We start from the raw sequence: 22122 nt of genomic DNA, 5'->3' as shown, positions 1-22122 counted from the left end.
GGGAGGGGCGAGAGGGACACCTAGACTTCCGGGGTGACCGACCAGGGGACCGCCGTCGAGGCGACGCGCGTCCGGCTCTCGGTCGCCTATGACGGGACCGGCTTCCACGGCTGGACGCGCCAGCCGGGGCTCCGGACCGTGCAGGGAGTGCTCGAGGACGGGCTCGCCACGCTGCTGCGCCGCCACCCGCCGGCGCCGACCCTCGTCGTGGCCGGCCGCACGGACGCGGGCGTGCACGCCACCGGCCAGGTCGCCCACCTCGACCTGACTGCGGAGCAGGTCGACGCGCTCTCGAGGACCCGCCGGAAGCCCGCGTCGACCTCTCTGGGCGACCTCGTGGCGGCGCGCCTCAACGGCATCCTCGGGCTCAGCTCGGACGTCGTCGTCACCGATGCCGCCGAGGCCGCCCCCGGTTTCGACGCCCGCTTCGGAGCGGTCTGGCGACGGTACGAGTACCGGATCGCGGACAGCCCCCGCGCCCGCAACCCGCTGGACCGGCACCGCACCGTGTGGCACCCGGCGGAGCTCGACGCGGAGCGGATGAACGAGGCGGCGCGGGGGATGCTCGGGCTCCACGACTTCGCGGCCTACTGCAAGCCGCGGCCCGACGCCACGACGATCCGGACGCTGCAGACCTACGCGTGGGACCGGGAGCCGGACGGAGCGCTGGTGGCGCGCCTGCAGGCCGACGCGTTCTGCCACTCGATGGTCCGCGCCCTCGTGGGCGCCGCCGTCGCGGTGGGGGAGGGGAAGCTGGCGCCGGAGCGCCCCGGACAGCTGCTCGGTGCCGGGGCCCGCAGCAGCGAGTTCATCGTGATGCCCGCCCGGGGGCTCACCCTCGTCGAGGTCGGCTACCCGCGGGACGCGGAGCTCGCCGCGCGCGCGGAGCAGACGCGGGCCCGGCGGCAGTCGCACGAGGCCGCCCCGAGCCCCTGATCCGGAGCCGGGGCGGAACCCTCAGCGGAGGTTCGCGGCGATGCGGGTGGCGACGTCGACCGCCAGGGCGCGCGCTTCCCTGCCGTCCTGCTCGCCGATCGTGACGCGGAGCCAGGTGCGGCCGAGGAGCAGGTCGGCGTCGCAGAACGTCGCCGGGCAGGACACGACGAGCTGCTGATCGACGTCCGGCAGCGGCACCGGATCCCCCGCGGGCTTCACGGCGTCCCACGCCCACTCGCCCCCGGGCAGCCAGGTCAGCTGTGCTCCGGCTCCCTCGTCGCCCGTGGCGTACCCGACCGTGCAGGGCCACGAGCCGACCGCGTCCCAGCTCGCCGCGGAGATGCTCCAGCCGCCGGCGGGCGAGCTCCACACCGCGGGAGCACCGAAGAGACCGGCGAGCTCCTCGGGCGCGAGGAATCCGTCGCACGTGTCCGGCAGATCGGCCGTGCCCGCGGGCAGCTGCCAGGTCGGAGCGACCCGCCCGGCGTCGAGGGCCCGGGCGGCCGCGGCGTCGAGCGCGGCTCGCACGGCATCGGGGTGCGCGAGCCCGGCCGACTCGAACCGCACCCAGAGGTCGCCGAACAGCTGATTGACGAAGCAGGTCCCCGGCTCGTGATCGAGGCACCGACCGGACGCCGCCGGATCCGGCGAGACCGTGCCGCGGCTGCCCGAACCGATGCCCTCCGGCGCGACGTCGAGCGTGATCCCCACGTAGTCCGGGTTGGACGGCGAGGAATCCCAGTAGAACCCGGTCGGGAGCTGATACGGCTCCCCGTTCGTCCACGAGCAGGACAGGCCGCCCGCCTGCCGGACGGCGAAGCCGAGCGGTCCTCTCGATCCCGCCACCTCGGGATGCGCAAACGCCACGGCCTGCAGGTCCCGGCCCGCGAGGCGTGCGACCTCCACCGGCGGGAGCAGGGCGTCGCAGGTCAGGTCGAGAACGGGCGTGGGTGCCGGCGTCGACGCAGGAGTCGCGGACGGGGTGGCGGACGGGGTCGCGGCCGGGGAGGCGCTCGAGGACGGCGTGGAGGCGGGACGCGGCGCGGCACCCTGCCCCTCGGCCGCGCAGCCGGCGAGGACCAGGACGAGAAGGAGGGCAGCACCGAGGCGCGCGCGGACGGTGCTCACGAGGCAGAGAGTAGCGACCGGGCGCCCGCCCGCGGCATGCCCCGTTCGCGGGGTGCGGGACCTTCCGCGAAGTGGCGGACGGTGCGCCCGTCCGGTAAGCTCTCCGTTTGGCGTTCGCCCCGCGGCGCCGTTTGTTGAGCCCTCCACTGCGGAGTTCCACTCGGAACCCCCCGACGGAGCGGGATCCACGAACACCTCGACAAGAAAGCTACTACCGTGACGCGCACCTACACGCCCCGGGAGAGCGAGATCCAGCGCAACTGGCTCGTGATCGACGCGACCGATGTCGTCCTCGGCCGCCTCGCCAGCCACGCTGCTGCCCTCCTCCGCGGCAAGCACAAGCCCACCTTCGCCCCCCACGTCGACACCGGCGACTTCGTCATCATCGTGAACGCCGAGAAGGTCGCCCTGACCGGCTCGAAGCTCGCGCAGAAGAAGGCGTACCGCCACTCCGGCTACCCGGGCGGCCTCACCGCGACGAGCTACACCGAGCTCCTCGAGAAGCACCCGACCCGCGCGGTCGAGAAGGCCATCCGCGGCATGCTGCCGAAGAACTCGCTCGGCGCCGCGCAGCTGAAGAAGCTCAAGGTCTACGCCGGCCCGGAGCACCCGCACGCTGCCCAGCAGCCCACGCCGTACACCCTCAACCAGGTCGCCCAGTAGCGCCGGCCGGACCCAAGGACTCATCCTCATGGCGAGAATCGCAGACTCCATCGACAACGCTCCCTCGAGCTTCTCCACCGAGACCCCGGCGGCGGCCGCTCCGGCGACGCCCCGCGCCGTCCTCAACGTGTCCGGCGCCGCGGTCGGCCGCCGCAAGCAGGCCATCGCCCGCGTGCGCGTCGTGCCCGGCAACGGCAACATCACGGTCAACGGCCGCGAGTTCGGCAACTACTTCCCGAACAAGCTCCACCAGCAGCTCATCACGGACCCCTTCAAGGTCCTGGAGCTGCAGGGCAGCTACGACGTGGTCGCCCGCATCACCGGCGGCGGCCCCTCCGGCCAGGCGGGCGCCCTTCGCCTCGCGATCGCCCGCGCCCTCAACGAGATCGACGTCGAGAACAACCGCCCGACGCTCAAGAAGGCGGGCTTCCTCAGCCGCGACGCCCGCGTGACCGAGCGCAAGAAGGCCGGTCTCAAGAAGGCCCGCAAGGCTCCGCAGTTCTCGAAGCGCTGATCCTCGGCGTCCGGAGACATGCCACGACTGTTCGGGACCGACGGAGTCCGCGGCCTCGCCAACCGGGACGTCTCGGTTGAGCTCGCGCTGTCCCTCGCCCAGGCGACTGCGGTCGTCCTGGGCAAGGGACGCACGGCGGAGGCACGGCGCGCTCAGGGCCGCAGGCTCGTCGCGGTCGTCGCGCGGGACCCGCGGGTCTCGGGCGAGTTCCTCACCGCCGCCGTCGCGGCCGGCCTGGCCAGCTCCGGCGTCGACGTCCTCGACGCCGGGGTCATCCCGACGCCTGCCGCCGCGTTCCTGATCGCGGACATCGACGCCGACTTCGGCGTGATGATCTCCGCGTCCCACAACCCCGCGCCGGACAACGGCATCAAGATCTTCGCCAGGGGCGGGGTCAAGCTGCCGGACGAGGTGGAGGACCGGATCGAGGCGGCTCTCGAGCAGCCCAAGCTCGCGCCGACCGGGGCGGGCGTCGGCCGGGTCCGCCGCTTCGCCGACGCCGAGGACCGCTACGTCCTGCACCTCCTGTCCACGCTGCCGGCGCGGCTGGACGGCCTCCACGTCGTGATCGACTGCGCCCACGGTGCCGCAGCCGGCGTCTCGCCCGAGGTGTTCACCGACGCAGGCGCTCGGGTCACCGTGATCGGGAACGACCCGGACGGCCTCAACATCAACGACGGCGTCGGCTCGACCCACCTCGAGCCGCTGGCAGCCGCCGTGGTGGAGCACGGAGCCGATCTCGGGATCGCCCACGACGGCGACGCGGACCGCTGCCTGGCGGTCGACGCCCAGGGCAACGTCATCAGCGGCGACCAGATCATGGCGATCCTCGCCCTCGGCATGGCCGAGCGCGGGGTGCTCCGCGACCGCACGCTCGTCACCACCGTGATGAGCAACATCGGGCTCCGGATGGCGATGCGCCAGAACGGGATCGACGTCCTGCAGACGAAGGTCGGCGACCGGTACGTGCTCGAGGAGCTGACCGCGCGCAACCTGTCGCTCGGCGGCGAGCAGTCGGGGCACGTCATCATGACCGACTTCGCGACCACCGGCGACGGTCTGCTGACCGGGCTGCACCTCGCCGCGGAGCTGGCCCGCACGGGCAAGACGCTCGCGGAGCTGGCCTCGGTCGTGACCATGTACCCGCAGGTCCTCGTGAACGTGAAGGGCGTCGACCGGGAGCGGCTGAGCGCCGACGAGACGATCGCCTCCGCGGTCGCGGGCGCCGAGCAGCGCCTCGGCGACTCGGGCCGCGTCCTCCTGCGCCCCTCCGGCACCGAGCCGATGGTCCGCGTGATGGTGGAGGCCGCCGATCAGGACACCGCCGAGAAGGTCGCGGGAGAGCTCGCCGACATCGTGCGCGAGCGCCTCGCCGTCGCCTGACGGCTCGCGCGACGGCAACCACCGGCGTTGCCGGACGCGGCTACAGCTTGCGGAGCAGGACCTTCCGCACGCTGTGATCCGAGGCCTTGCGGAGCACGAGCGTCGCGCGGGAGCGCGTCGGCAGGATGTTCTGCACCAGGTTCGGCTCGTTGATGGCGGCCCAGATCTGCTGCGCCTTCTCGCGCGCCTCCGCCTCGGTGAGGTCCGCGTACCGGTGGAAGTACGATTTCGGGTCGGCGAACGCGCCCCGCTGCAGCCGCAGGAAGCGCTCCTCGTACCAGCTGGCGATGTCCGCCGTTCGTGCGTCGACGTAGATCCCGAAGTCGAACAGGTCGCTGATGGCCAGTCGCTGGCCGATTCCCGGAGGCTGCAGCACGTTGAGCCCCTCGACGATGAGCACGTCGGGCCGGCGCACGACGATCTCGGCGTTCGGGACGATGTCGTAGCTGAGGTGCGAGTAGAACGGCGCGCGCACCTCCTCGACGCCGCTCTTGATGCGGCTCACGAACCGGAGCAGCGCCCGGCGGTCGTACGACTCCGGGAACCCCTTGCGCGCCATCAGGCCGCGCCGCTCCAGCTCCGCGTTGGGGAGGAGGAAGCCGTCCGTCGTGACGAGCTCGACCCGGGGCGTGCCCTCCCAGCGGGAGAGGAGCTCGCGCAGCAGCCGGGCGACCGTGGACTTGCCGACCGCGACCGATCCCGCGATGCCGATGACGAACGGTATCCTCGTCGCGCCCTCGCCGAGGAACGCGCTCGCCTCGCCCTCGAGGCGGCGGCGCGCCGTCGCGTAGAGGTTGAGCAGCCGGCTGAGCGGCACGTAGACGTCACCGACCTCCCGGGCGTCGAGCGGCTCCCCGAGACCGCGGAGCCGGGTGAGCTGCGTCTCATCCAGGGAGAGGGTCGCATTGGGAGCGAGCTCCGCCCAGCGGGGGCGGTCGATCTCGAGGAAGGGGCTGGCGGCAGTGGCGCCGGGGTCCGACATAACCGCTCCAGCGTAGTGGCGCCCCCACCTCCGCCTCGGCCACGCCCCCTTCCGCGGCAGGGGCGCGCCCGTACCCCGCGGCGTCCCGGGCTCCCAGAGGGGGTTACCTAGAATCGTCGGCATGTGTGGAATCGTGGGGTACGTCGGCAACCGTCAGAGCCTGGAGGTGCTGATCGGGGGACTCCGGCGCCTCGAGTACCGCGGCTACGACTCGGCCGGTGTCGCCGTCATCGGCGAGGACGGCCGGCTCTCGACCCACAAGAAGGCCGGAAAGCTCAACGTCCTCACCGAGGAGCTCGCCACCTCGCCCATCGCGGACGGCGCCACGGGCATCGGCCACACCCGCTGGGCGACCCACGGCGGTCCCACCGACGGGAACGCGCACCCGCACCTCGGCGACGACGGCAAGCTGGCCCTGATCCACAACGGGATCATCGAGAACTTCGCCGTCCTCAAGGAGGAGCTGCTCGCCGAGGGCTACACCTTCTCGAGCGAGACCGACACCGAGGTCGCCGCGGTCATGCTCGGCCGCGAGTACCGGTCCGCCGGAGACCTGACGGAGGCCTTCCGCCGCCTCGTGGGACGGCTGCACGGCGCGTTCACCCTCCTCGCGGTGCACCAGGACCAGCCGGGCGTCGTCGTCGGCGCACGCCGCAACTCGCCGCTCGTCCTCGGCCTCGGGGACGGCGAGAACTTCCTCGGCTCCGACGTCGCGGCCTTCGTCGAGCACACCCGCCGTGCGGTCGCGATCGGGCAGGACCAGATCGTCACCATCCGCCCCGACTCCATCGAGGTCACCGACTTCCAGGGCAACCCCGTCGAGACCGAGCCGTTCGAGATCGCCTGGGACGCCTCGGCCGCCGAGAAGGGCGGCTGGTCGAGCTTCATGGCGAAGGAGATCAGCGAGGAGCCCGAGGCGATCGCCAACACCCTCCGTGGCCGGCTCGTGGACGGCGCGGTGCAGCTGCCCGAGCTGGACGGCGTGGGCGAGGTCCTCGCGGACGCCGACCGCGTCCTGATCCTCGCCTGCGGCACGGCCGCCTACGCAGGCACGCTCGGCAAGTACGCGCTGGAGAAGTGGGCGGGGCTCCCGGTCGACGTCGAGCTCTCGCACGAGTTCCGCTACCGCGACCCCGTCATCGGCAAGAAGACGGTCGTCGTCTCCATCAGCCAGTCGGGCGAGACGATGGACACGCTCATGGCGGTGAAGTACGCCCGCGAGCAGGGCGCCACGACGCTCTCCATCTGCAACACCCAGGGAGCGACGATCGCCCGGGAGTCGCACGCGGCGCTCTACACGCACGCCGGACCCGAGGTGGCCGTCGCCAGCACCAAGGCGTTCGTCGCCCAGGTCACCGCGCTCTACCTCCTCGCGCTGCACCTCGCCGCCGCCCGCGGCACGCTCACCCCGGACCAGATCCGGGAGAACCTCGATGAGCTCGCCGGCATCCCCGACAAGCTGCGCACCGTGCTCGAGGCCGGGCCCGAGATCCGCGAGCTCGCGCGCGGGATGTCGGACACCCGCTCCGTCCTGTTCCTCGGCCGGCACGTCGGCTACCCGATCGCGCTCGAGGGCGCCCTCAAGCTGAAGGAGCTCGCGTACATCCACGCGGAGGGCTTCGCGGCGGGCGAGCTCAAGCACGGCCCCATCGCGCTCATCGAGCCGGGGCAGCGGGTCTTCGTGATCGTGCCGAGCCCGCGGGTCTCGACCTCCCTGCACCCGAAGGTGGTCTCCAACATCCAGGAGATCCGCGCCCGGGGCGCCCACGTGATCGCGATCGCCGAGCAGGGCGACGTCGCGGTGCTGCCGTTCGCGGAGGACGTCCTGCGCATCCCGCTGGCCGCCCCGCTCTTCGAGCCGCTCCTGGCCGTCGCGCCGCTGCAGATCTTCGCGATGGAGCTCGCGGCGGCGAAGGGCCTCGACGTGGACCAGCCGCGGAACCTGGCGAAGTCCGTCACGGTCGAGTGACGCGCGGCGTTCGGGGAGCGGAGCGGCGGTGATCGTCGGGATCGGAGTGGACGTCGTCGACATCGCCCGCTTCGACCGGGCGGTGCGCCGGACGCCCGCGCTGCTGCCGCGCCTGTTCCACGAGCACGAGCGGAACCGGTCGAACTCGTCGCTCGCCGCACGGTTCGCCGCCAAGGAGGCGCTCATCAAGGCCCTCGGCGAGATCCCAGGGTTCCGCTGGCTCGACATGTCGGTGGACTCCGACGAGCACGGCAACCCCGGGATCACCGCCAGCGGACGCGTGGCCGAGGCCCTCGCGACGCGGCACATCACCCATCTGCACCTGTCGCTCACCCACGACGCCGGCATCGCGTGCGCCTTCGTCGTGGCGGAGCGCGTGACGTGAGCGGCCCACTGCGCGAGGCGGTCGTCGACCTCGGCGCGATCAGCGCCAACGTCGCCCGGCTCCGGGCGGTCGCCGGCACGCCGCACGCGATGGTCGTCGTCAAGGCGAACGGCTACGGCCACGGGGCGGTCGCCGCCGCGGAGGCCGCACTCGCCGGGGGAGCGGACTGGCTCGGCGTGGCCGACCTCGCCGAGGCTTTGGTCCTGCGCGCCGAGGGGATCCGGGCCCCGATGCTCGCCTGGCTGCACGACCCGGAGGCCGACTTCCGCGCGGCGATCGACGTCGGGGTCGACATCGGCGTCTCGACGCCGGCGCAGCTCGAGGCCGTCGCGTCCTCCGGTGCCCGAGCGCGCCCGCACGTGCAGTTCAAGGTCGAGACCGGCCTGAGCCGCAACGGCCTCGCCCCAGAGGACTGGCCTGCGGTCTTCCGCCGCGCCGCCGAGCTGGAGCGCTCCGGCGCTCTCGCCGTCCGCGGCGTGATGTCGCACCTCTCGAACGCGTCCCCCGAGGACGACGCCGACGCCCTCGAGTCGTTCCGGTCCGCCCTCGCCCTCGCGGAGGAGGCCGGCCTGCGGCCCGAGCTGCGCCACCTCGCCGCGACCGCCGGCGCGATCCGCCGCCCGGCCGCGCGCTTCGACCTCGTCCGCCTCGGCATCGGCGCCTACGGACTGTCCCCGTTCGCGGACGAGGCTGGCGACGATCTGGGGCTCCGGCCGGCGATGACGCTCCGCACCCGGGTCGCGGCGGTCCGGACCGTCGCGGCGGGCGCCGGCGTCTCCTACGACTACACCTGGCGGGCGCCCGCCGCGACCCGGCTCGCGCTCGTGCCGCTCGGCTACGCGGACGGCGTTCCGCGTGCCGCCTCCGGGAGCGCGGAGGTGTGGATCGCGGGCGCCCGGCATCCCGTCCGCGGCCGGATCGCCATGGACCAGCTCGTGGTCGACGTGGGGGACACCCCGGTGGCCGTGGGCGACGAGGCCGTGCTCTTCGGGGATCCGGCGGCAGGAGTTCCGTCGGCGGACGAGTGGGCCGAGTGGGCCGGGACCATCAACTACGAGATCGTCACCCGCATCGGTCCCCGGGTGCAGCGGACCCCGCGGTGACCCGGCTCGAGGTGCCGACGGCCGACGGCATGCACGAGCTCGGCGTGCGGATCGGCAGCGCCCTGCGCGCCGGCGACGTGGTCGTGCTCGCAGGGCCGCTCGGGGCCGGGAAGACGACCCTGACGCGCGGGATCGGCGAGGCGCTCTCCGTGCGCGGGCCCGTCACCAGCCCGACCTTCGTGCTCGCCCGGACGCATCCCTCGCTCGCCGGCGGTCCGCCCCTCGTGCACGTCGACGCGTACCGGCTCGGGTCCGCACTCGAGCTCGACGACCTGGACATCGACTTCGCCGGCTCGGTCGTCGTCGTCGAGTGGGGCGCGGGGATGGTGGAGGGGCTCGTCGACGACCGGCTCGACGTCACGATCCAGCGCGCCGCGGGCGGGGACGACGAGGACCAGCCCCGCGTCGTCACCGTCGAGGGGTTCGGGGCGCGCTGGGCGGACGCCCTCCCCGTCTGAGCCCTGCTCCGCTCGGCATTGCAGTAACCGTCGGCGGGGGCGCCGACCGCCTCGCGTCGTGCGCCTCGGACGCGGCTCGTAGGCTTGTCCGGTGCTCCTCGCGATCGACAGCTCGGCCGGAACCGCGGCCGCGGTCGTCGACGGCGCGCGCGGGATCCTCGCCGAGCGCGCGGTCGCGGACACACTGCGACACGCCGAGGTGGTGGGCGAGCTGATCACCGCGGTGCTCCGCGAGGCCGGCGTGGGCGTCGCCGATCTGGACGCGGTCGCGATCGGCGTCGGGCCGGGGCCCTTCACGGGGCTCCGGGTCGGCATGGCGGCCGGACGCGCCTTCGCGCTCGCCGCGGCACGGCCCGCGCTCGGCGTCGTGAGCCACGATGCCGTCGCCGCGGCCGCGTACGAGGCGGACCCCTCCGGGGAGCTCCTCGTCGTCACGGATGCGCGGCGCCGCGAGCTCTACTGGTCCCGCTACCGGGGACTGGATGCCGCAGGCCTCCCGATCCGGGACGAGGGCCCGGCGCTCGCTCGCCCGGCCGACGTGCCGGCCCGCGAGCGCCGGATCGACGCGACAGCGGTGCCGGCGGGGATGCTCGGGCTCGTCGCCGAGCGGGTCCTGGCGGCCGGCCGCGCCCCGGCTCCGGTCGTCCCGCTGTACCTGCGCTCGCCGGACGTGACCCTGTCGGCCCCGAAGCGGGTGAGCTGATGGAGACCTGGACCCTGCGCCGGGCGTCCGTCCGGGACCTGGACCCGATCATGGACATCGAGCGGACCACCTTCCCCACCGATGCCTGGTCCTCGCCGATGATGCGCGCCGAGCTCGAGGACCGGAACACCTACTACCTCGTTGCGGAGACGGAGGACGGGCGCATCGAGGGCTACGCCGGTCTGCTCGCTCCCGTGGGCACGGGCGACGCGGACGTGCAGACGGTCGCGGTCGCCGAGGGCGCCCGGCGCCGGGGCCTGGGGCGCCGCCTCGTCGTCGAGCTGCTCCGCGAGGCGCGGGAGCGCGGGGCGTACCGGGTCTTCCTGGAGGTGCGGGCCGACAATCCCGCGGCCCAGCAGCTGTACCGCTCCCTCGGCTTCGAGGACATCGGCCTCCGCCGCGGCTATTACCAGCCCGACGGAGTGGACGCCGTCGTGATGCGCCGCGTCGCAGCGCGCCCAGGGGAGTGCTCGTGACCGGCCCCCTCGTCCTCGGCATCGAGACCTCGTGCGACGAGACGGGAGTCGGGATCGTCCGGGGCCGCGAGCTCCTGGCGAACGTCATCGCGTCCTCGATGGAGGAGCACGCCCGGTACGGCGGCGTCGTGCCCGAGGTGGCCGCGCGGGCGCACCTCGAGGCGATCGAGCCCGCGCTGCAGCGAGCTCTCGACGAGGCCGGGGTGCGGCTCGCCGACCTCGACGCACTCGCCGTGACGGCGGGGCCCGGGCTCGCCGGAGCGCTCATGGTCGGCATCGGCGCGGCCAAGGGGCTCGCCGCCGCGACCGGCCTGCCGCTGTACGGGGTCAATCACCTCATCGGGCACGTCGGCGCGGATCTGCTGCGGCCGCCGGGGGAGGAGCCGGCTCCGCCGCTCGACGAGGCGACAGTCGCCCTCCTCGTCTCCGGCGGTCACACCTCCCTGCTGCTCGTCCGCGACCTCCTGGACGACGTCGAGCTGCTCGGCGAGACCATCGACGACGCCGCGGGCGAGGCGTTCGACAAGGTCGCGCGCCTCCTCGGCCTGCCCTATCCGGGCGGGCCCGAGATCGACCGCGCGGCGAAGGACGGGGACCCCGCGGCCATCCGCTTCCCCCGCGGCCTGACCCAGCCGCGGGACCTGGAGCGCCACCGGTACGACTTCTCCTTCTCCGGCCTCAAGACCGCGGTGGCGCGCTGGGTCGAGAAGGCGGACGACGAGGGGCGGACGCTGCCCGTCGCGGACGTGGCGGCGAGCTTCCGCGAGGCCGTCGCGGACGTGCTGATCGGGAAGGCGGTCGCCGCCTGCACCGATCGCGGCGTTCCCCGCCTCCTGCTCGGAGGTGGTGTCGTCGCTAACGCGCGGGTGCGGAGACTGGCCGAGGAGCGGTGCGCCGCGGCGGGGGTGGCCCTGCGCATCCCGCCGCTGTCGCTCTGCACGGACAACGGCGCGATGATCGCCGCCGTCGGGGCCGGGCTCGTGGCGGCCGGGCGCGCGCCCTCGGGTCCCGCCTTCGGGGCCGACTCGACACTGCCCGTGACCGAGGTCCTCGTTCCCTGAGCGCTGACGTCGCCCTTCGTCCGCCGCGCCCCGTACGCGCGCCTCAACACGCTGCCAGGTGATTGACAGCCCATAGCGGTGCTGGGACTATGGCACGGCCCGCCGAACCTTCGGTGTTGCTGTGAATCCAGGAGCGTCCTCCGCTATGAGCCAGCCCCTTCCCCCCTCCTACGCCTCGGCGCCCTCGGCCTACGACCGGCCCCTGAACGTCATGAGCATCATCGCGTTCATCCTGTCGTTGGTGGGACTCTCGCTCTTCGCGGTGATCCTCGGTCACATCGGGATGAGCCAGATCAAGCGCACCGGCGAGCGCGGGCGAGGCTTCGCCATCGCCGCGCTCGTCATCGGCTACGTGGGGATCGTGCTGTCGATCATCCTGGTGATCCTCATCCTCGTGACGACGGGGATCGCTGCCTCGCAGGGAATCATCACGACCGGCTGAGGCCGGCCTCTCGAAAGGAAGCACCATGAGCGACCAGACACCTCCTCCCGTCCCGCCGCAGGAGCCGTCGTACTCGGCGACGCCCGCGTCCTCGACGCCGTCCTACGGCGCCTCCCCCACCAGCCCCTACACCGGCGGAGGAGCCCCGGCCCAGAAGCCCGCGGTGCTGAGCATCATCTCGCTCGTCCTCGGCATCCTCGGAGTCGTCGGGTTCTTCGTCGTCTTCATCCCGATCGTCGGCTCGATCATGCAGCTGTTCATCCCGGCTGCCGCGATCGTCCTCGGCTTCCTCGGGAAGAGCCGCGAGCCCTGGGCGCCCAAGGGCCTCTGGCTCACCGGCATCATCCTCGGCTTCGTGGGGCTCGCCATCGCGCTGATCTCGCTGATCGGCTGGATCATCCTGTTCGCCACGGCGGGCGCCTACAACACCGGCACCTCGTTCTGATCCCTCGGACCGGTCGGCGCCCTCGGGTGCCGGCCGGTTCGCATGTCCGGAAGGCCCCGTGTCCGATCCGCACGCCACCGCCCTCGCGACCCCGGTCACGGACGGCCCGCCGGCCGCGCCGCCGCGCGGGCTCGGCATCGCCTCGCTCGTCCTCGGCGGGGCGGGCCTGATCGCGGGATGGGCCTTCCTCGGCGTCCCGTGCATCGTCGCCGTCGTCCTCGGGCACCTCGCGCTGCAGCGGGAGCCCGCGGGCCGCGCGTACGCGATCCTCGGACTCGTGCTGGGCTATCTCGGCATCGCCCTCGGGGTCTTCACGGCGGTGCTGATCGGCATCGCCCTGACCCTGCCGTTCGCGTTCCTCGCGACCTTCCCCGCGTTCACCTCGCTGTGACCGGCGAGCCGACGCTCCCGCCGCGGCCACCGGAGGAGCAGGCCGGGCGCGATCGGCGGCCGCCTGTGGACGGGCTCGCCGTCGCCGCGTTCGCGGTGTCCCTCGTCGGTCTGCACATCCCGGGCATCGTGCTGGGGCACCTGGCGCGGGCACGCATCGCCGAGACAGGTCGGGGCGGACAGCGGCTCGCGACCTGGGCCCTCGTGATCGGCTACGCCGGCCTCGCTCTGTCGCTCGCGTGGTGGACGCTCTACTTCGCGGTGCTCGCGCCCGCGGTGACGCTTCCGGGCTGACCGGCCCTGGTGGCGAGGATCGCGGTGCGCTTCCCGCCGACGGGCGCGAGCAGCAGCGTCGCCTCGCCCTCGCCGCGCAGGGAGAGCCGCTTCCGGAAGGCGGCGGGATCGACGTCGACGCCGCGCTTCTTGATCTCCAGGCGCCCGATGCCGCGGTCCCGGAGCTCGCGTGAGATCCGCTTCTCATCGAGCGGGAGCACCGCGACGACCTCGAACGCGGCGAGGAACGGCGAATCCGGGAGCGCGTCGCCGGTCAGGTAGGCGATGCCCTCGCTCAGCATCCCGGCGCCGACCGCGCGCGCGAGGTCGCCGATCAGTCGGGCCCGGATCACGGACCCGGCCGGCTCGAACACGTAGCGGCCGAGGGCCGCGACGGCGGCGTCCGGGCTGTCCTCCGCCGCCGTGAGCTCCGCGGTGCCCTGCGGGCCCAGCACGACCGCGCTCCGGCGGACGCCCGGCCGGGCGAGCGGACCGGACCAGAGCGTGAGCTCGACCGTCTCGCCGCCCGCGGTCACCCACTGCGCCTCGAGGTCCTCCGGGATGCGGCTCCGGTCGAACCCGGGCGCCAGCTTCATTCCGGTCGGGCGCTCGGCGGCGGTCCGGAAGCAGAAGTCGAGGGAGGGCGTCCACTCGTCGGCGGACACCCGGCGGCCGCTCGACCCGGTCGTCCGGCGGGCCGGATCGAGGAACACGGCGGCCCCGTCGGGGAGCGGCGTCGATTCGGCATCTCCGACCGTCACGGTCACCGAGGGGAAGGGCGCCAGGTTGTAGGCGGCGAGAGCCGCCGTGGACTCGTCCCGCTCGACCGCCAGCACCTCCCGGTCGAGCGCGGCGAGGGCCATGGCGTCGCCGCCGATCCCGCAGCCGAGGTCGGCGACGAGGGGGAGTCCCGCCCGCGCGTACCGCCCGGCGTGCAGAGCCGCGACGGGCAGGCGCGTCGCCTGCTCGAGCCCCGCCTCGGTGAACAGCATGCGCTCCGCGAAGTCCCCGAACTTCGCCTTCGCCCGCTCGCGAAGGCGGGCCTGGGTGAGGACCGCCGCGACGAGGGCCGGGGAATGCCCGGCCTTGCGCAGCTCCGCCGACGTCCGGAGCACGTCGCTTCCCGAGCGGTACGGCGGGATGCGGTCGAGGAGCCGCAGCCCCTCCACCGACAGCAGTTCCCGGACCTCGTCTGCGCGCACCGCTCCCAGGTTAAGGTGTGCGGGTCGCGTTGCCCCTGCTGGCACTCGCATTGCAGGAGTGCCAAACAAGCCCCTAGACTCGCTTTAGCACTCCGATGGTTCGTGTGCTAACCACGTCGAAGGTAAGAAAGAAGAGGTCAACCGTGCCGGTTACCATCAAGCCGCTCGAGGATCGGATCGTCATCCAGCAGGTCGAGGCCGAGGAGACCACCGCCTCGGGTCTCGTGATTCCCGACACCGCCAAGGAGAAGCCCCAGGAGGGCGAGGTCATCGCGGTGGGCCCGGGCCGGATCGACGACAACGGCAACCGGATCCCGCTCGACGTCAACGTCGGGGACCGCGTCCTCTACTCCAAGTACGGCGGCACCGAGGTCAAGTTCGGGGGCGAGGAGTACCTGGTGCTCTCCGCTCGCGACGTGCTCGCCGTCGTGGTCCGCTGACGACGCGACAACTGGTCACCGGAAGGGGCCCGGCCGTACAGGCCGGGCCCCTTCCGCGTTCGGCGGGCCCCGCCGCCCTGCCGGGCCGCACCCCGCCCGGCACGTAGACTCGACCGCGATGACCGAGCCCGGCCCCGATTCCCGCCGTGCCGGCCTGGCGGACCCGCCCGCGGCGTCCGCGCTGCACGGGCACCGCGCCTCGCGCGCCGGCTTCCTCGCCGCCGTCAGCGCCTACCTCCTCTGGGGCGTGCTGCCGCTCTACTTCCTCACCCTCGCGCCCGCCGGCCCGTTCGAGATCGTCGCCTGGCGCGTCGTCTTCTCCCTGCTGCTCTGCGCGGTCCTTCTCACGATGTCGGGAGGCTGGAGTCGCCTCGTCGCGGTCGCCCGGCGCGGCAAGCTGCTCTGGACCCTCGGCGCGGCCGCCGCGTTCGTGTTCGTCAACTGGCTCGTGTTCGTGCTGGCCGCCCTCGACGGCCAGGTCGTGGAAGCGTCGCTCGGCTACTTCATCAACCCGATCGTCACCGTCCTGCTCGGCGTGCTCGTGCAGAAGGAGCGGCTGCGGCCGCTCCAGTGGAGCGCGATCGCGATCAGCGCGGTGGCCGTGCTCGTGCTCGCGGTGGGGCACGGCGCGTTCCCGTGGATCGCCGTCGCCCTGGCGCTCTCGTTCGGCTTCTACGGGCTGCTGAAGAAGCGGCTGGGGCCGGAGGTCGACGCGCTCACCGGTTTCGCGCTCGAGACCGCCTGGCTCCTCCTGCCCGCGGTCGGCATCCTGCTCGCCATCGCGGCACAGGGGGAACTGGTCTTCGGCTCCGCCGGTGCCGTCAACGTGCTCATGCTGGTCCTCGCGGGGCCCGTCACGGCCGTCCCGCTCCTGCTCTTCGCCAGCGCCGCCCGCCGGCTTCCGCTGACCGCGCTCGGCTTCATCCAGTACATGGCGCCGATCCTGCAGTTCGCGATCGGTGTGGCCGTGCTCCACGAGGAGATGCCGCCGGAGCGACTGGCGGGCTTCGCGCTCGTCTGGGTGGCGCTCGCGGTCCTGAGCTTCGATCTCGTCCGCAGCACGCGGCGGGCGCGCGCACTTGCCATTGCACCCGGTATCTGATGTGAATCCGCCCGAAAACGGGGGCAGGATTTGGTCCTTTCGCCTCTGCCGTGTTACATGCCTGTAACACATGTGACGCGTGGCGGCGCGAAAGTCCCTCTAAGTTGAGGTGAACGTTCGCCCTCCGGCGGACCTATTCCTGCATTCAGAGTCATTCAAGGAGCACGATGAGCGTTTTCCTCAGGAGGTCAACTCCTGACCGCTCGACGCTGGTCTCCCGTGGCGCGAAGGTGGCGGCGTTCGGCGCCGGCATCCTTCTGCTCGCCTCCTGCGCAAGCGGAGGCGGCGACAGCGCCCCGGCCGAGACCGAGGAGACGACCGCAGCAGCCGCCCCTGAGGGCGACGGCGTCTTCTCCGTCGGGACCATCCTCCCCGCCACCGGCAACCTCGCCTTCCTCGGCCCGCCCGAGGTCGCCGCGGTGAAGCTGGCGATCCAGGACATCGAGGCGGCCGGCTTCGAGTTCGAGGTCGAGCTCAACGAGCGCGACTCCGGAGACACGACCACCGACATCGCGACCCAGTCGGCGTCGGAGCTCGTCGAGCTCGGGGCGGACGTCGTCATCGGTGCCGCGTCCTCCGGTGTGTCGTTCACCTTCATCGACCAGCTGGTCGACGCGGGCATCGTCCAGATCTCGCCGGCGAACACCTCGCCGGACTTCACGGACTACGACGAGGACGGCTACTACTTCCGCACCGCTCCGTCGGACGTGCTGCAGGGCCGCGTGCTGGGCAACCTGATCGTGGGTGACGGCGCCGAGAACGTCGGCATCATCTACATCAACGACCCGTACGGCATCGGCCTCGAGGCGAACGCCCGCGAGGCGATCGAGGCCGCGGGCGGCACGGTGTCCGCGTCCGTCCCCTACAACCCGGGCGACACGGTGTTCACGTCCCAGGTCGACGAGCTGCTCGCGGAGGACCCCGACGCGATCGCGGTCATCGCCTTCGAGGAGACCGCGTCGATCATCCCCGAGCTGGTCAACACGCAGGGCTTCCCGGGCTCCGGCGTCTACTTCGTGGACGGCAACCTCTCGAACAGCTACGAGTTCCAGCCCGGCACCCTCGAGGGTGCCAAGGGCACCCTGCCGGGCAACCCGGCGGACTCGGAGTTCCAGGCCCGCCTCCTTCAGGTGGACCCGGCGCTGCAGGACTTCAGCTACGCGCCGGAGTCGTACGACGCGGTCATCGCGTCCGCCCTCGCGGCGGCGCAGGCCGGCAACGACTCGGGTCAGGCGATCCGCGACAACCTCGCGGACGTGTCGACCGGCGGCACGAAGTGCGAGACGTTCGCGGACTGCCTCGCGCTGATCGGCGAGGGCGAGGACATCGACTACGACGGTGTCTCCGGCCCGATCGAGTGGGACGAGGCGGGCGACCCGACCGAGGCCTACATCGGCATCTACCAGTACGGCGCCGACAACAAGTACACGCTGCTGAACACGGAGTTCGGCTCCCTCCAGGAGTAGGACCCTCAGCACGGGGAGGGGCTCGGCGCCACGGCGCCGGGCCCCTCTTCCGTTCCGGTCCGCCTATCCGCCTCCGGCGCCGTGCGCTTGAATGTGGCACATGGCCAAGGCGAGCGGCGACGCCGTCGAGATCCCGGTCGGCGAGCACACCGTCCGCATCTCGAGTCCGGACCGCGTGTACTTCCCCGCCCGGGGCGAGACGAAGCTCGACCTCGTCCGCTACTACCTCTCGGTGGGCGACGGCATCGTGAACGCGCTGCGGGAGCGGCCCTGCATGCTGCACCGGTTCCCGACCGGCGTCGAGGGGGAGAAGGTCCACCAGAAGCGGCTGCCGGCCGGCGCACCGCCGTGGATGGAGACGGTCCGCGTCTTCTTCCCCCGGTACAGCAGGACCGCCGACGAGCTGTGCGTCACCGAGCTCGCGCACGTCATCTGGGCGGTGCAGATGTCCACCGTCGAGTTCCATCCCTGGAACAGCCGCCGTGCCGACACCGAGCGGCCCGACGAGTGGCGCATCGACCTCGACCCCATGCCGGACTGCCCCTTCTCCCGGGTGCAGCGGGTGGCGCACGTCGTGCACGAGGTCCTGGACGAGCTCGGCGCGGTCGGCTGGCCGAAGACCTCCGGCGGGCACGGCATCCACGTCTACGTCCGGATCCGTCCCGAGCACGGCTTCGACGAGGTGCGCCGTGCGGCGCTCGCGTTCGCCCGCGAGGTGGAGCGGCGGGCGCCGGAGGACGTGACCACGGAGTGGTGGCGCCGGGACCGGGATCCCCGCGCGCTGTTCGTCGACTACAACCAGAACGCGCGCGACCACACGATCGCGGCGGCGTACTCGGTGCGCGGCAACCCGGAGGGGACCGTGTCGGCTCCGATCCGGTGGGACGAGGTCGATCAGGTGGCGCCGCGCGACTTCACGATCGCCACGGTGCCCGCCCGCTACGCCGAGCTCGGCGACCTGCACGCGGGCATCGACGACGCCGTCTTCGACATCGCGCCGCTGCTGGAGTGGGCCGACCGCGACGAGCGGGAGGGGGCGGCGGTCCCCCCGCATCCCGACGAGTCCGGCTGAGGACGGTCAGCCGGACAGGCCGCAGCGCGCGGCCACGAAGCGCAGCAGCGCGTCCTTCACGCCGGCCGCCAGCGGGAGGGGGAACCGGCCGATCGTCCCGTCCTCGAGCTCGACGACGACCGGGAAGCGCGTTCCCACCTTGTCGTCCGCGAGGGCGTGCGCGTCGCACCGCGCGGGCTCCATGGGCAGCGTCAGCGCCGAGGGCGGCGTCTCCTCCTGCACCGCGACGTCCAGGGGCCACCCGCCGTCGCCCTCCTCCGCGCGGAGCAGGACGGTCGGGCGGACCTCAACGAGCCGGACCCGACCGGAGCCCGTGGGGCGCAGCCCCACCGTGAGGACCGCGACGGACGCGGGCCCGGTCCCCTCGACCGCCACTCCCGTCGCCTCGATCGCGACGGCCGCCTCCGTGCTCTCGGCCGCGCAGGCCGCGGCGACGATGCTGCCCACCGCACCGAGGGGATCCTCCGGACGCACCCGGAACGGCAGGGCCTCGCCGTCCCAGCGCACCTCGCCCGTCAGCACCGGCTCCCCGGCGGCCGCGTCGCAGCTGACCTCCGGGATCGTGACGGGCAGGTTGAGGGCCGCGCCGGGCGCCACCGTCGCCGGTGCCCGCTTCCACACTGCCTCCTCCCGGAACGCGGGCACCGCGAGCCGCGCCGACAGCAGCTCGACGGGCCCGGCCGAGGCGTTCCGCACGTGCAGCTGCATCCGCCCCACGCTGAGATCCGAGCGCAGCTGGACGAGCTCGACCGTGACGCCGTCGGGCAGCGCCGCCGGCGTCGCGGGAGTGCAGGAGGAGAGCAGGGCGACAGCGGCGGCCGCGGCGAGGGCCGCGCGCCGCCGCCCGGTCACTCCGCGGGAAGCGCGGCCGAGCCCGCCCGCGCGCGCTTGGCGTCCTCGTCGGCGGCGAGGGTGCCGAGGTAGAGCTCGATCACGCGGGGGTCGGTGAGCAGCTCCCGTCCGGTCCCGGTGTACGCGTCCTTGCCCTGGTCGAGGACGTACGCGCGGGAGCAGATCTGGAGGCACCGGCGGGCGTTCTGCTCGACCATCAGCACCGTCACGCCGGCGCGGTTGATCTCGCTGACGCGGAGGAACGTCTCGTCCTGGCGCACCGGGGAGAGGCCCGCGGAGGGCTCGTCGAGGAGCAGCACGGACGGGTCCATCATCAGCGCACGGCTCATCGCGACCATCTGCCGCTCACCGCCGGAGAGCGAGCCGGCGCGCTGGCGGCGTCGCGTCCGGAGCTCCGGGAACAGCGTCGTGACGAACTCGAAGCGCTCCGCGAACGCCTTCGGTTTCTGGAAGACCCCCATCTGGAGGTTCTCCTCGATGCTGAGGCTCGGGAAGACGTTGTTGTTCTGGGGCACCATGCCGACGCCTTTGGCGACAAGCCGGTCCGCCTTCAGCGAGGTGATCTCCTCGCCCTTGAGGAAGACGCCGCCGCCGCGGATCTTCACCTGGCCGAAGATCGCCTTGAGCAGCGTCGACTTGCCGGCGCCGTTGGGTCCGATGATCCCGATGAGGTCGCCCTGGTTGGCCTCGACCGTGCAGCCGTTCAGGATGTTGACGCCCGGCAGGTAGCCGGCGACGAGATCCGTCGTCCGGAGCACCGGCTCCGCCGCCGCGCTCACCGCTTCTCCTCGGTGCCGGGCTCGAGCTCGGCCTCCGCCTCGGCGCGCAGCGCGGCACGGTCGGCCTCGGTCAGGCTGCCGAGATCGGTGTCGTGATGGGCTCCGAGGTAGGCGTCGATGACGGCCTGGTCCGACATGACCCTGTCGGGCGGGCCCTCGGCGACGATCCTGCCCTCGGCCATGACGATCACCCAGTCGGAGATGTGCCGCACCATGTGCATGTCGTGCTCGACGAAGAGCACGGTCATCCCCTGCTCCTTGAGGTCGAGGATGTGGCCGAGCAGCGACTGGGTGAGCGCCGGGTTCACGCCCGCCATCGGCTCGTCGAGCATGACGAGGGTCGGCTCGCTCATCAGCGCGCGGGCCATCTCGAGCAGCTTCCGCTGGCCGCCGGACAGCGATGCCGCGTAGTCGTCGCGCTTCGCGTCGAGCTTGAACCGGACGAGCAGCTCCTCCGCCCGCTCGCGGATCTGGGACTCCCGCGAGCGCCAGAGCGCGGGCACGAGCGCGCGCAGCATGCTCTCGCCCGGCTGCTCCTTCGCGCCGAGCAGCATGTTCTCGAGCACGGTGAGCCGGCCGAGCGACTTCGTGAGCTGGAACGTGCGGACCATGCCCTTGCGGGCGACCCGGAAGGCGGGCACTCCGGCGAGGTTCGAGCCCTCGAAGGTCCAGGTCCCGGTGTTCGGCTTGTCGAAGCCGGTCAGCAGGTTGAAGAACGTCGTCTTGCCGGCGCCGTTCGGGCCGATGAGGGCGGTGATCGCCCCGCGGGGAATCTCGACGTGCTCGACGTCGACCGCGGTCAGGCCGCCGAACTGACGGGTGACGCCGTCGGCGACGAGGATCGGGTCCACCTTCGGGACACCGGCTCGGATCTCGCCCGTGACGAGCGGGGAGGAGGCCAGCTGCGTGTCAGACATTGAACGACAGCTCCTTCTTGTTGCCGAAGATGCCCTGCGGTCGGAAGACCACGAGGAGCATGAGTGCGAGGCCGACGAGGATGAAGCGGATCTGCCCCGCCTGCGTCGTGCTGATGAACGGGAGGACGCCGGCATCCCGGAGGCCGACGATCACGCCGTTGGTGAGGGAGAGCACCGCCCAGAAGATCATGGCGCCGACGATCGGCCCGAAGACCGTGGCGGCGCCCCCGAGGAGCAGGGCCGTCCAGATGAAGAAGGTCAGCGCCGTGCCGTAGTTCCCCGGCTGAACGGCCCGGGGAAGGATGAACACGACTCCTGCGAGCGATCCGAAGACGCCGCCGAGGACCAGGGCCTGCATCTTGTAGGAGTAGACGTTCTTGCCGAGGCTCCGCACTGCGTCCTCGTCCTCGCGGATGCCCTTGACGACACGGCCCCAGGGGCTGCGCATGAGCAGGAAGACGATGACCGTCGCGAGGAGGACGAGGCCCCAGCCGAACACGCGCACCCACCACTGCTCGCCGGAGTACGTCCACGGGCCGAACCCGAACCGGGCGTCGCCGAACGGGTTGAGCGCGTCGAAGCCGCGGGCGAAGCCGCTGAGGCCCTGCGAGCCTCCCGTGATCGCCGTGAGGTTCACCGTGGACACGACGAACCGCACGATCTCGGCCGCAGCGATGGTGACGATCGCCAGGTAGTCGGCTCGGAGCCGCAGCGTCGGGACGCCGAGGACGAAGGCGAACACGACGGACGCGACGATCGCCGCGAGGATCGCGAGCCACACGGGCCAGCCGAGCTCGAGGGTCGTGATCGCGAAGGCGTACGCGCCCACCGCCATGAACCCCGCCTGGCCGAAGTTGAGCAGGCCGGCGTAGCCGAAGTGCACGCTGAGACCGATCGCCGCGAGGGCGTACGCCGCGGTCGTCGGGCTGATCAGCTCCCCGGCCGCGTTGCCGATGATGCTTCCCCAGTCCATGTCGCCTC

26 protein-coding genes are annotated in these 22122 nt (G+C 72.6%); 19 read left to right on the top strand and 7 right to left on the bottom strand.

Annotated elements, in window-relative coordinates:
- Positions 1 to 33 precede the first annotated feature (33 nt).
- A complete protein-coding gene (gene truA / locus J3P30_RS04385) occupies positions 34 to 936 on the top strand; it encodes a tRNA pseudouridine(38-40) synthase TruA (protein WP_210479739.1) in 903 nt (300 codons plus the stop codon).
- Between the two features lie 21 nt (positions 937 to 957).
- Here the strand turns inward: truA and J3P30_RS04380 are convergent, their stop codons facing one another.
- Entirely contained in the window at positions 958 to 2064 is a 1107-nt protein-coding gene (locus J3P30_RS04380; protein ID WP_210479735.1) for a hypothetical protein, read from the bottom strand.
- Between the two features lie 216 nt (positions 2065 to 2280).
- On the opposite strand from J3P30_RS04380, the gene rplM reads away from it, so the two are divergent.
- The 3 genes from rplM to glmM are packed head-to-tail and all read left to right on the top strand — an operon-like array spanning position 2281 to position 4624.
- Positions 2281 to 2727, top strand: coding sequence for a 50S ribosomal protein L13 (gene rplM / locus J3P30_RS04375; protein WP_210479733.1), 447 nt, complete (start codon positions 2281 to 2283; stop codon positions 2725 to 2727).
- 28 nt (positions 2728 to 2755) lie between these two features.
- Positions 2756 to 3241: a 30S ribosomal protein S9 gene (gene rpsI / locus J3P30_RS04370; RefSeq protein WP_210479732.1), complete on the top strand. Its 486-nt coding sequence runs from the start codon at positions 2756 to 2758 to the stop codon at positions 3239 to 3241.
- A gap of 18 nt (positions 3242 to 3259) precedes the next feature.
- On the top strand, positions 3260 to 4624 hold the full coding sequence (glmM, locus tag J3P30_RS04365) for a phosphoglucosamine mutase (protein WP_210479730.1): 1365 nt from the start codon (positions 3260 to 3262) through the stop codon (positions 4622 to 4624).
- Between the two features lie 40 nt (positions 4625 to 4664).
- Here the strand turns inward: glmM and coaA are convergent, their stop codons facing one another.
- A complete protein-coding gene (gene coaA, locus J3P30_RS04360) occupies positions 4665 to 5606 on the bottom strand; it encodes a type I pantothenate kinase (RefSeq protein WP_210479728.1) in 942 nt (313 codons plus the stop codon).
- A gap of 121 nt (positions 5607 to 5727) precedes the next feature.
- On the opposite strand from coaA, the gene glmS reads away from it, so the two are divergent.
- From glmS to J3P30_RS15520, 11 genes are all read left to right on the top strand, one after another.
- Entirely contained in the window at positions 5728 to 7575 is a 1848-nt protein-coding gene (gene glmS / locus J3P30_RS04355; protein WP_210479727.1) for a glutamine--fructose-6-phosphate transaminase (isomerizing), read from the top strand.
- A gap of 28 nt (positions 7576 to 7603) precedes the next feature.
- Complete coding sequence (locus tag J3P30_RS04350) at positions 7604 to 7960, top strand: holo-ACP synthase (protein WP_210479726.1); 357 nt, start codon at positions 7604 to 7606, stop codon at positions 7958 to 7960.
- Entirely contained in the window at positions 7957 to 9063 is a 1107-nt protein-coding gene (gene alr / locus J3P30_RS04345; RefSeq protein WP_210479724.1) for an alanine racemase, read from the top strand. Before J3P30_RS04350 ends, alr begins: the two co-directional genes overlap by 4 nt.
- Positions 9064 to 9092: 29 nt before the next feature.
- Positions 9093 to 9521 carry a tRNA (adenosine(37)-N6)-threonylcarbamoyltransferase complex ATPase subunit type 1 TsaE gene (gene tsaE, locus J3P30_RS04340; protein ID WP_210481866.1) on the top strand — a complete coding sequence of 143 codons (429 nt, stop codon included), beginning with the start codon at positions 9093 to 9095 and terminating at the stop codon, positions 9519 to 9521.
- 91 nt (positions 9522 to 9612) lie between these two features.
- Positions 9613 to 10224, top strand: coding sequence for a tRNA (adenosine(37)-N6)-threonylcarbamoyltransferase complex dimerization subunit type 1 TsaB (tsaB, locus tag J3P30_RS04335; RefSeq protein WP_210479722.1), 612 nt, complete (start codon positions 9613 to 9615; stop codon positions 10222 to 10224).
- Positions 10224 to 10700 (top strand): ribosomal protein S18-alanine N-acetyltransferase, encoded by a 477-nt coding sequence (rimI, locus tag J3P30_RS04330; protein WP_210479720.1) that lies wholly within the window; start codon positions 10224 to 10226, stop codon positions 10698 to 10700. Before tsaB ends, rimI begins: the two co-directional genes overlap by 1 nt.
- Positions 10691 to 11761: a tRNA (adenosine(37)-N6)-threonylcarbamoyltransferase complex transferase subunit TsaD gene (gene tsaD / locus J3P30_RS04325; RefSeq protein ID WP_210479717.1), complete on the top strand. Its 1071-nt coding sequence runs from the start codon at positions 10691 to 10693 to the stop codon at positions 11759 to 11761. The genes rimI and tsaD overlap by 10 nt, the downstream gene beginning before the upstream one ends.
- A gap of 145 nt (positions 11762 to 11906) precedes the next feature.
- A complete protein-coding gene (locus tag J3P30_RS04320; RefSeq protein WP_210479715.1) occupies positions 11907 to 12203 on the top strand; it encodes a DUF4190 domain-containing protein in 297 nt (98 codons plus the stop codon).
- A gap of 25 nt (positions 12204 to 12228) precedes the next feature.
- Positions 12229 to 12648: a hypothetical protein gene (locus tag J3P30_RS04315; RefSeq protein WP_210479713.1), complete on the top strand. Its 420-nt coding sequence runs from the start codon at positions 12229 to 12231 to the stop codon at positions 12646 to 12648.
- Positions 12649 to 12706: 58 nt separating this feature from the next.
- On the top strand, positions 12707 to 13039 hold the full coding sequence (locus J3P30_RS15525) for a DUF4190 domain-containing protein (RefSeq protein ID WP_210479712.1): 333 nt from the start codon (positions 12707 to 12709) through the stop codon (positions 13037 to 13039).
- Positions 13040 to 13104: 65 nt separating this feature from the next.
- Entirely contained in the window at positions 13105 to 13332 is a 228-nt protein-coding gene (locus J3P30_RS15520; RefSeq protein WP_210479711.1) for a DUF4190 domain-containing protein, read from the top strand.
- Here the strand turns inward: J3P30_RS15520 and J3P30_RS04300 are convergent.
- Positions 13290 to 14513 (bottom strand): class I SAM-dependent methyltransferase, encoded by a 1224-nt coding sequence (locus J3P30_RS04300; protein ID WP_210479710.1) that lies wholly within the window; start codon positions 14511 to 14513, stop codon positions 13290 to 13292. The genes J3P30_RS15520 and J3P30_RS04300 overlap by 43 nt on opposite strands.
- A gap of 143 nt (positions 14514 to 14656) precedes the next feature.
- Here J3P30_RS04300 and groES point away from each other — a divergent pair, with 143 nt between their 5' ends.
- From groES to ligD, 4 genes are all read left to right on the top strand, one after another.
- Positions 14657 to 14953, top strand: coding sequence for a co-chaperone GroES (gene groES, locus J3P30_RS04295; protein WP_210479709.1), 297 nt, complete (start codon positions 14657 to 14659; stop codon positions 14951 to 14953).
- Between the two features lie 118 nt (positions 14954 to 15071).
- Positions 15072 to 16055 (top strand): EamA family transporter RarD, encoded by a 984-nt coding sequence (gene rarD, locus J3P30_RS04290; RefSeq protein ID WP_210479707.1) that lies wholly within the window; start codon positions 15072 to 15074, stop codon positions 16053 to 16055.
- Between the two features lie 167 nt (positions 16056 to 16222).
- The gene (locus tag J3P30_RS04285) at positions 16223 to 17521 is read left to right on the top strand and encodes an ABC transporter substrate-binding protein (RefSeq protein ID WP_210479705.1); all 1299 of its coding nucleotides are present in this window, start codon (positions 16223 to 16225) and stop codon (positions 17519 to 17521) included.
- A gap of 100 nt (positions 17522 to 17621) precedes the next feature.
- Positions 17622 to 18593: a non-homologous end-joining DNA ligase gene (gene ligD / locus J3P30_RS04280; RefSeq protein WP_210479704.1), complete on the top strand. Its 972-nt coding sequence runs from the start codon at positions 17622 to 17624 to the stop codon at positions 18591 to 18593.
- Between the two features lie 6 nt (positions 18594 to 18599).
- On the opposite strand, the gene J3P30_RS04275 is transcribed toward ligD, so the two are convergent.
- The 4 genes from J3P30_RS04275 to J3P30_RS04260 are packed head-to-tail and all read right to left on the bottom strand — an operon-like array spanning position 18600 to position 22114.
- Entirely contained in the window at positions 18600 to 19445 is an 846-nt protein-coding gene (locus J3P30_RS04275; RefSeq protein WP_210479701.1) for a hypothetical protein, read from the bottom strand.
- Positions 19442 to 20224 carry an ABC transporter ATP-binding protein gene (locus J3P30_RS04270; RefSeq protein WP_210479700.1) on the bottom strand — a complete coding sequence of 261 codons (783 nt, stop codon included), beginning with the start codon at positions 20222 to 20224 and terminating at the stop codon, positions 19442 to 19444. The genes J3P30_RS04275 and J3P30_RS04270 overlap by 4 nt, the downstream gene beginning before the upstream one ends.
- Positions 20221 to 21141 (bottom strand): ABC transporter ATP-binding protein, encoded by a 921-nt coding sequence (locus tag J3P30_RS04265; protein ID WP_210479698.1) that lies wholly within the window; start codon positions 21139 to 21141, stop codon positions 20221 to 20223. The genes J3P30_RS04270 and J3P30_RS04265 overlap by 4 nt, the downstream gene beginning before the upstream one ends.
- On the bottom strand, positions 21134 to 22114 hold the full coding sequence (locus J3P30_RS04260; RefSeq protein WP_210479696.1) for a branched-chain amino acid ABC transporter permease: 981 nt from the start codon (positions 22112 to 22114) through the stop codon (positions 21134 to 21136). Before J3P30_RS04260 ends, J3P30_RS04265 begins: the two co-directional genes overlap by 8 nt.
- Positions 22115 to 22122 lie beyond the last annotated feature (8 nt).

This window comes from Naasia sp. SYSU D00948, from assembly GCF_017916515.1.
Taxonomy (GTDB): domain Bacteria; phylum Actinomycetota; class Actinomycetes; order Actinomycetales; family Microbacteriaceae; genus Naasia.
Note: the sequence above shows the minus strand (reverse complement) of the source record. Positions and strands in the feature narration are given on the sequence as shown.

Bases quoted from the DNA above. Each gene is read 5' to 3' on its own strand.
- rpsI (WP_210479732.1), top strand. From the start codon at position 2,756: ATGGCGAGAATCGCAGACTCCATCGACAACGCTCCCTCGAGCTTCTCC.
- glmM (WP_210479730.1), top strand. From the start codon at position 3,260: ATGCCACGACTGTTCGGGACCGACGGAGTCCGCGGCCTCGCCAACCGG.
- coaA (WP_210479728.1), bottom strand. From the start codon at position 5,606: ATGTCGGACCCCGGCGCCACTGCCGCCAGCCCCTTCCTCGAGATCGAC.
- glmS (WP_210479727.1), top strand. From the start codon at position 5,728: ATGTGTGGAATCGTGGGGTACGTCGGCAACCGTCAGAGCCTGGAGGTG.
- tsaE (WP_210481866.1), top strand. From the start codon at position 9,093: ATGCACGAGCTCGGCGTGCGGATCGGCAGCGCCCTGCGCGCCGGCGAC.
- rimI (WP_210479720.1), top strand. From the start codon at position 10,224: ATGGAGACCTGGACCCTGCGCCGGGCGTCCGTCCGGGACCTGGACCCG.
- J3P30_RS04320 (WP_210479715.1), top strand. From the start codon at position 11,907: ATGAGCCAGCCCCTTCCCCCCTCCTACGCCTCGGCGCCCTCGGCCTAC.
- J3P30_RS04315 (WP_210479713.1), top strand. From the start codon at position 12,229: ATGAGCGACCAGACACCTCCTCCCGTCCCGCCGCAGGAGCCGTCGTAC.
- rarD (WP_210479707.1), top strand. From the start codon at position 15,072: ATGACCGAGCCCGGCCCCGATTCCCGCCGTGCCGGCCTGGCGGACCCG.
- J3P30_RS04285 (WP_210479705.1), top strand. From the start codon at position 16,223: ATGAGCGTTTTCCTCAGGAGGTCAACTCCTGACCGCTCGACGCTGGTC.
- ligD (WP_210479704.1), top strand. From the start codon at position 17,622: ATGGCCAAGGCGAGCGGCGACGCCGTCGAGATCCCGGTCGGCGAGCAC.
- J3P30_RS04265 (WP_210479698.1), bottom strand. From the start codon at position 21,141: ATGTCTGACACGCAGCTGGCCTCCTCCCCGCTCGTCACGGGCGAGATC.
- J3P30_RS04260 (WP_210479696.1), bottom strand. From the start codon at position 22,114: ATGGACTGGGGAAGCATCATCGGCAACGCGGCCGGGGAGCTGATCAGC.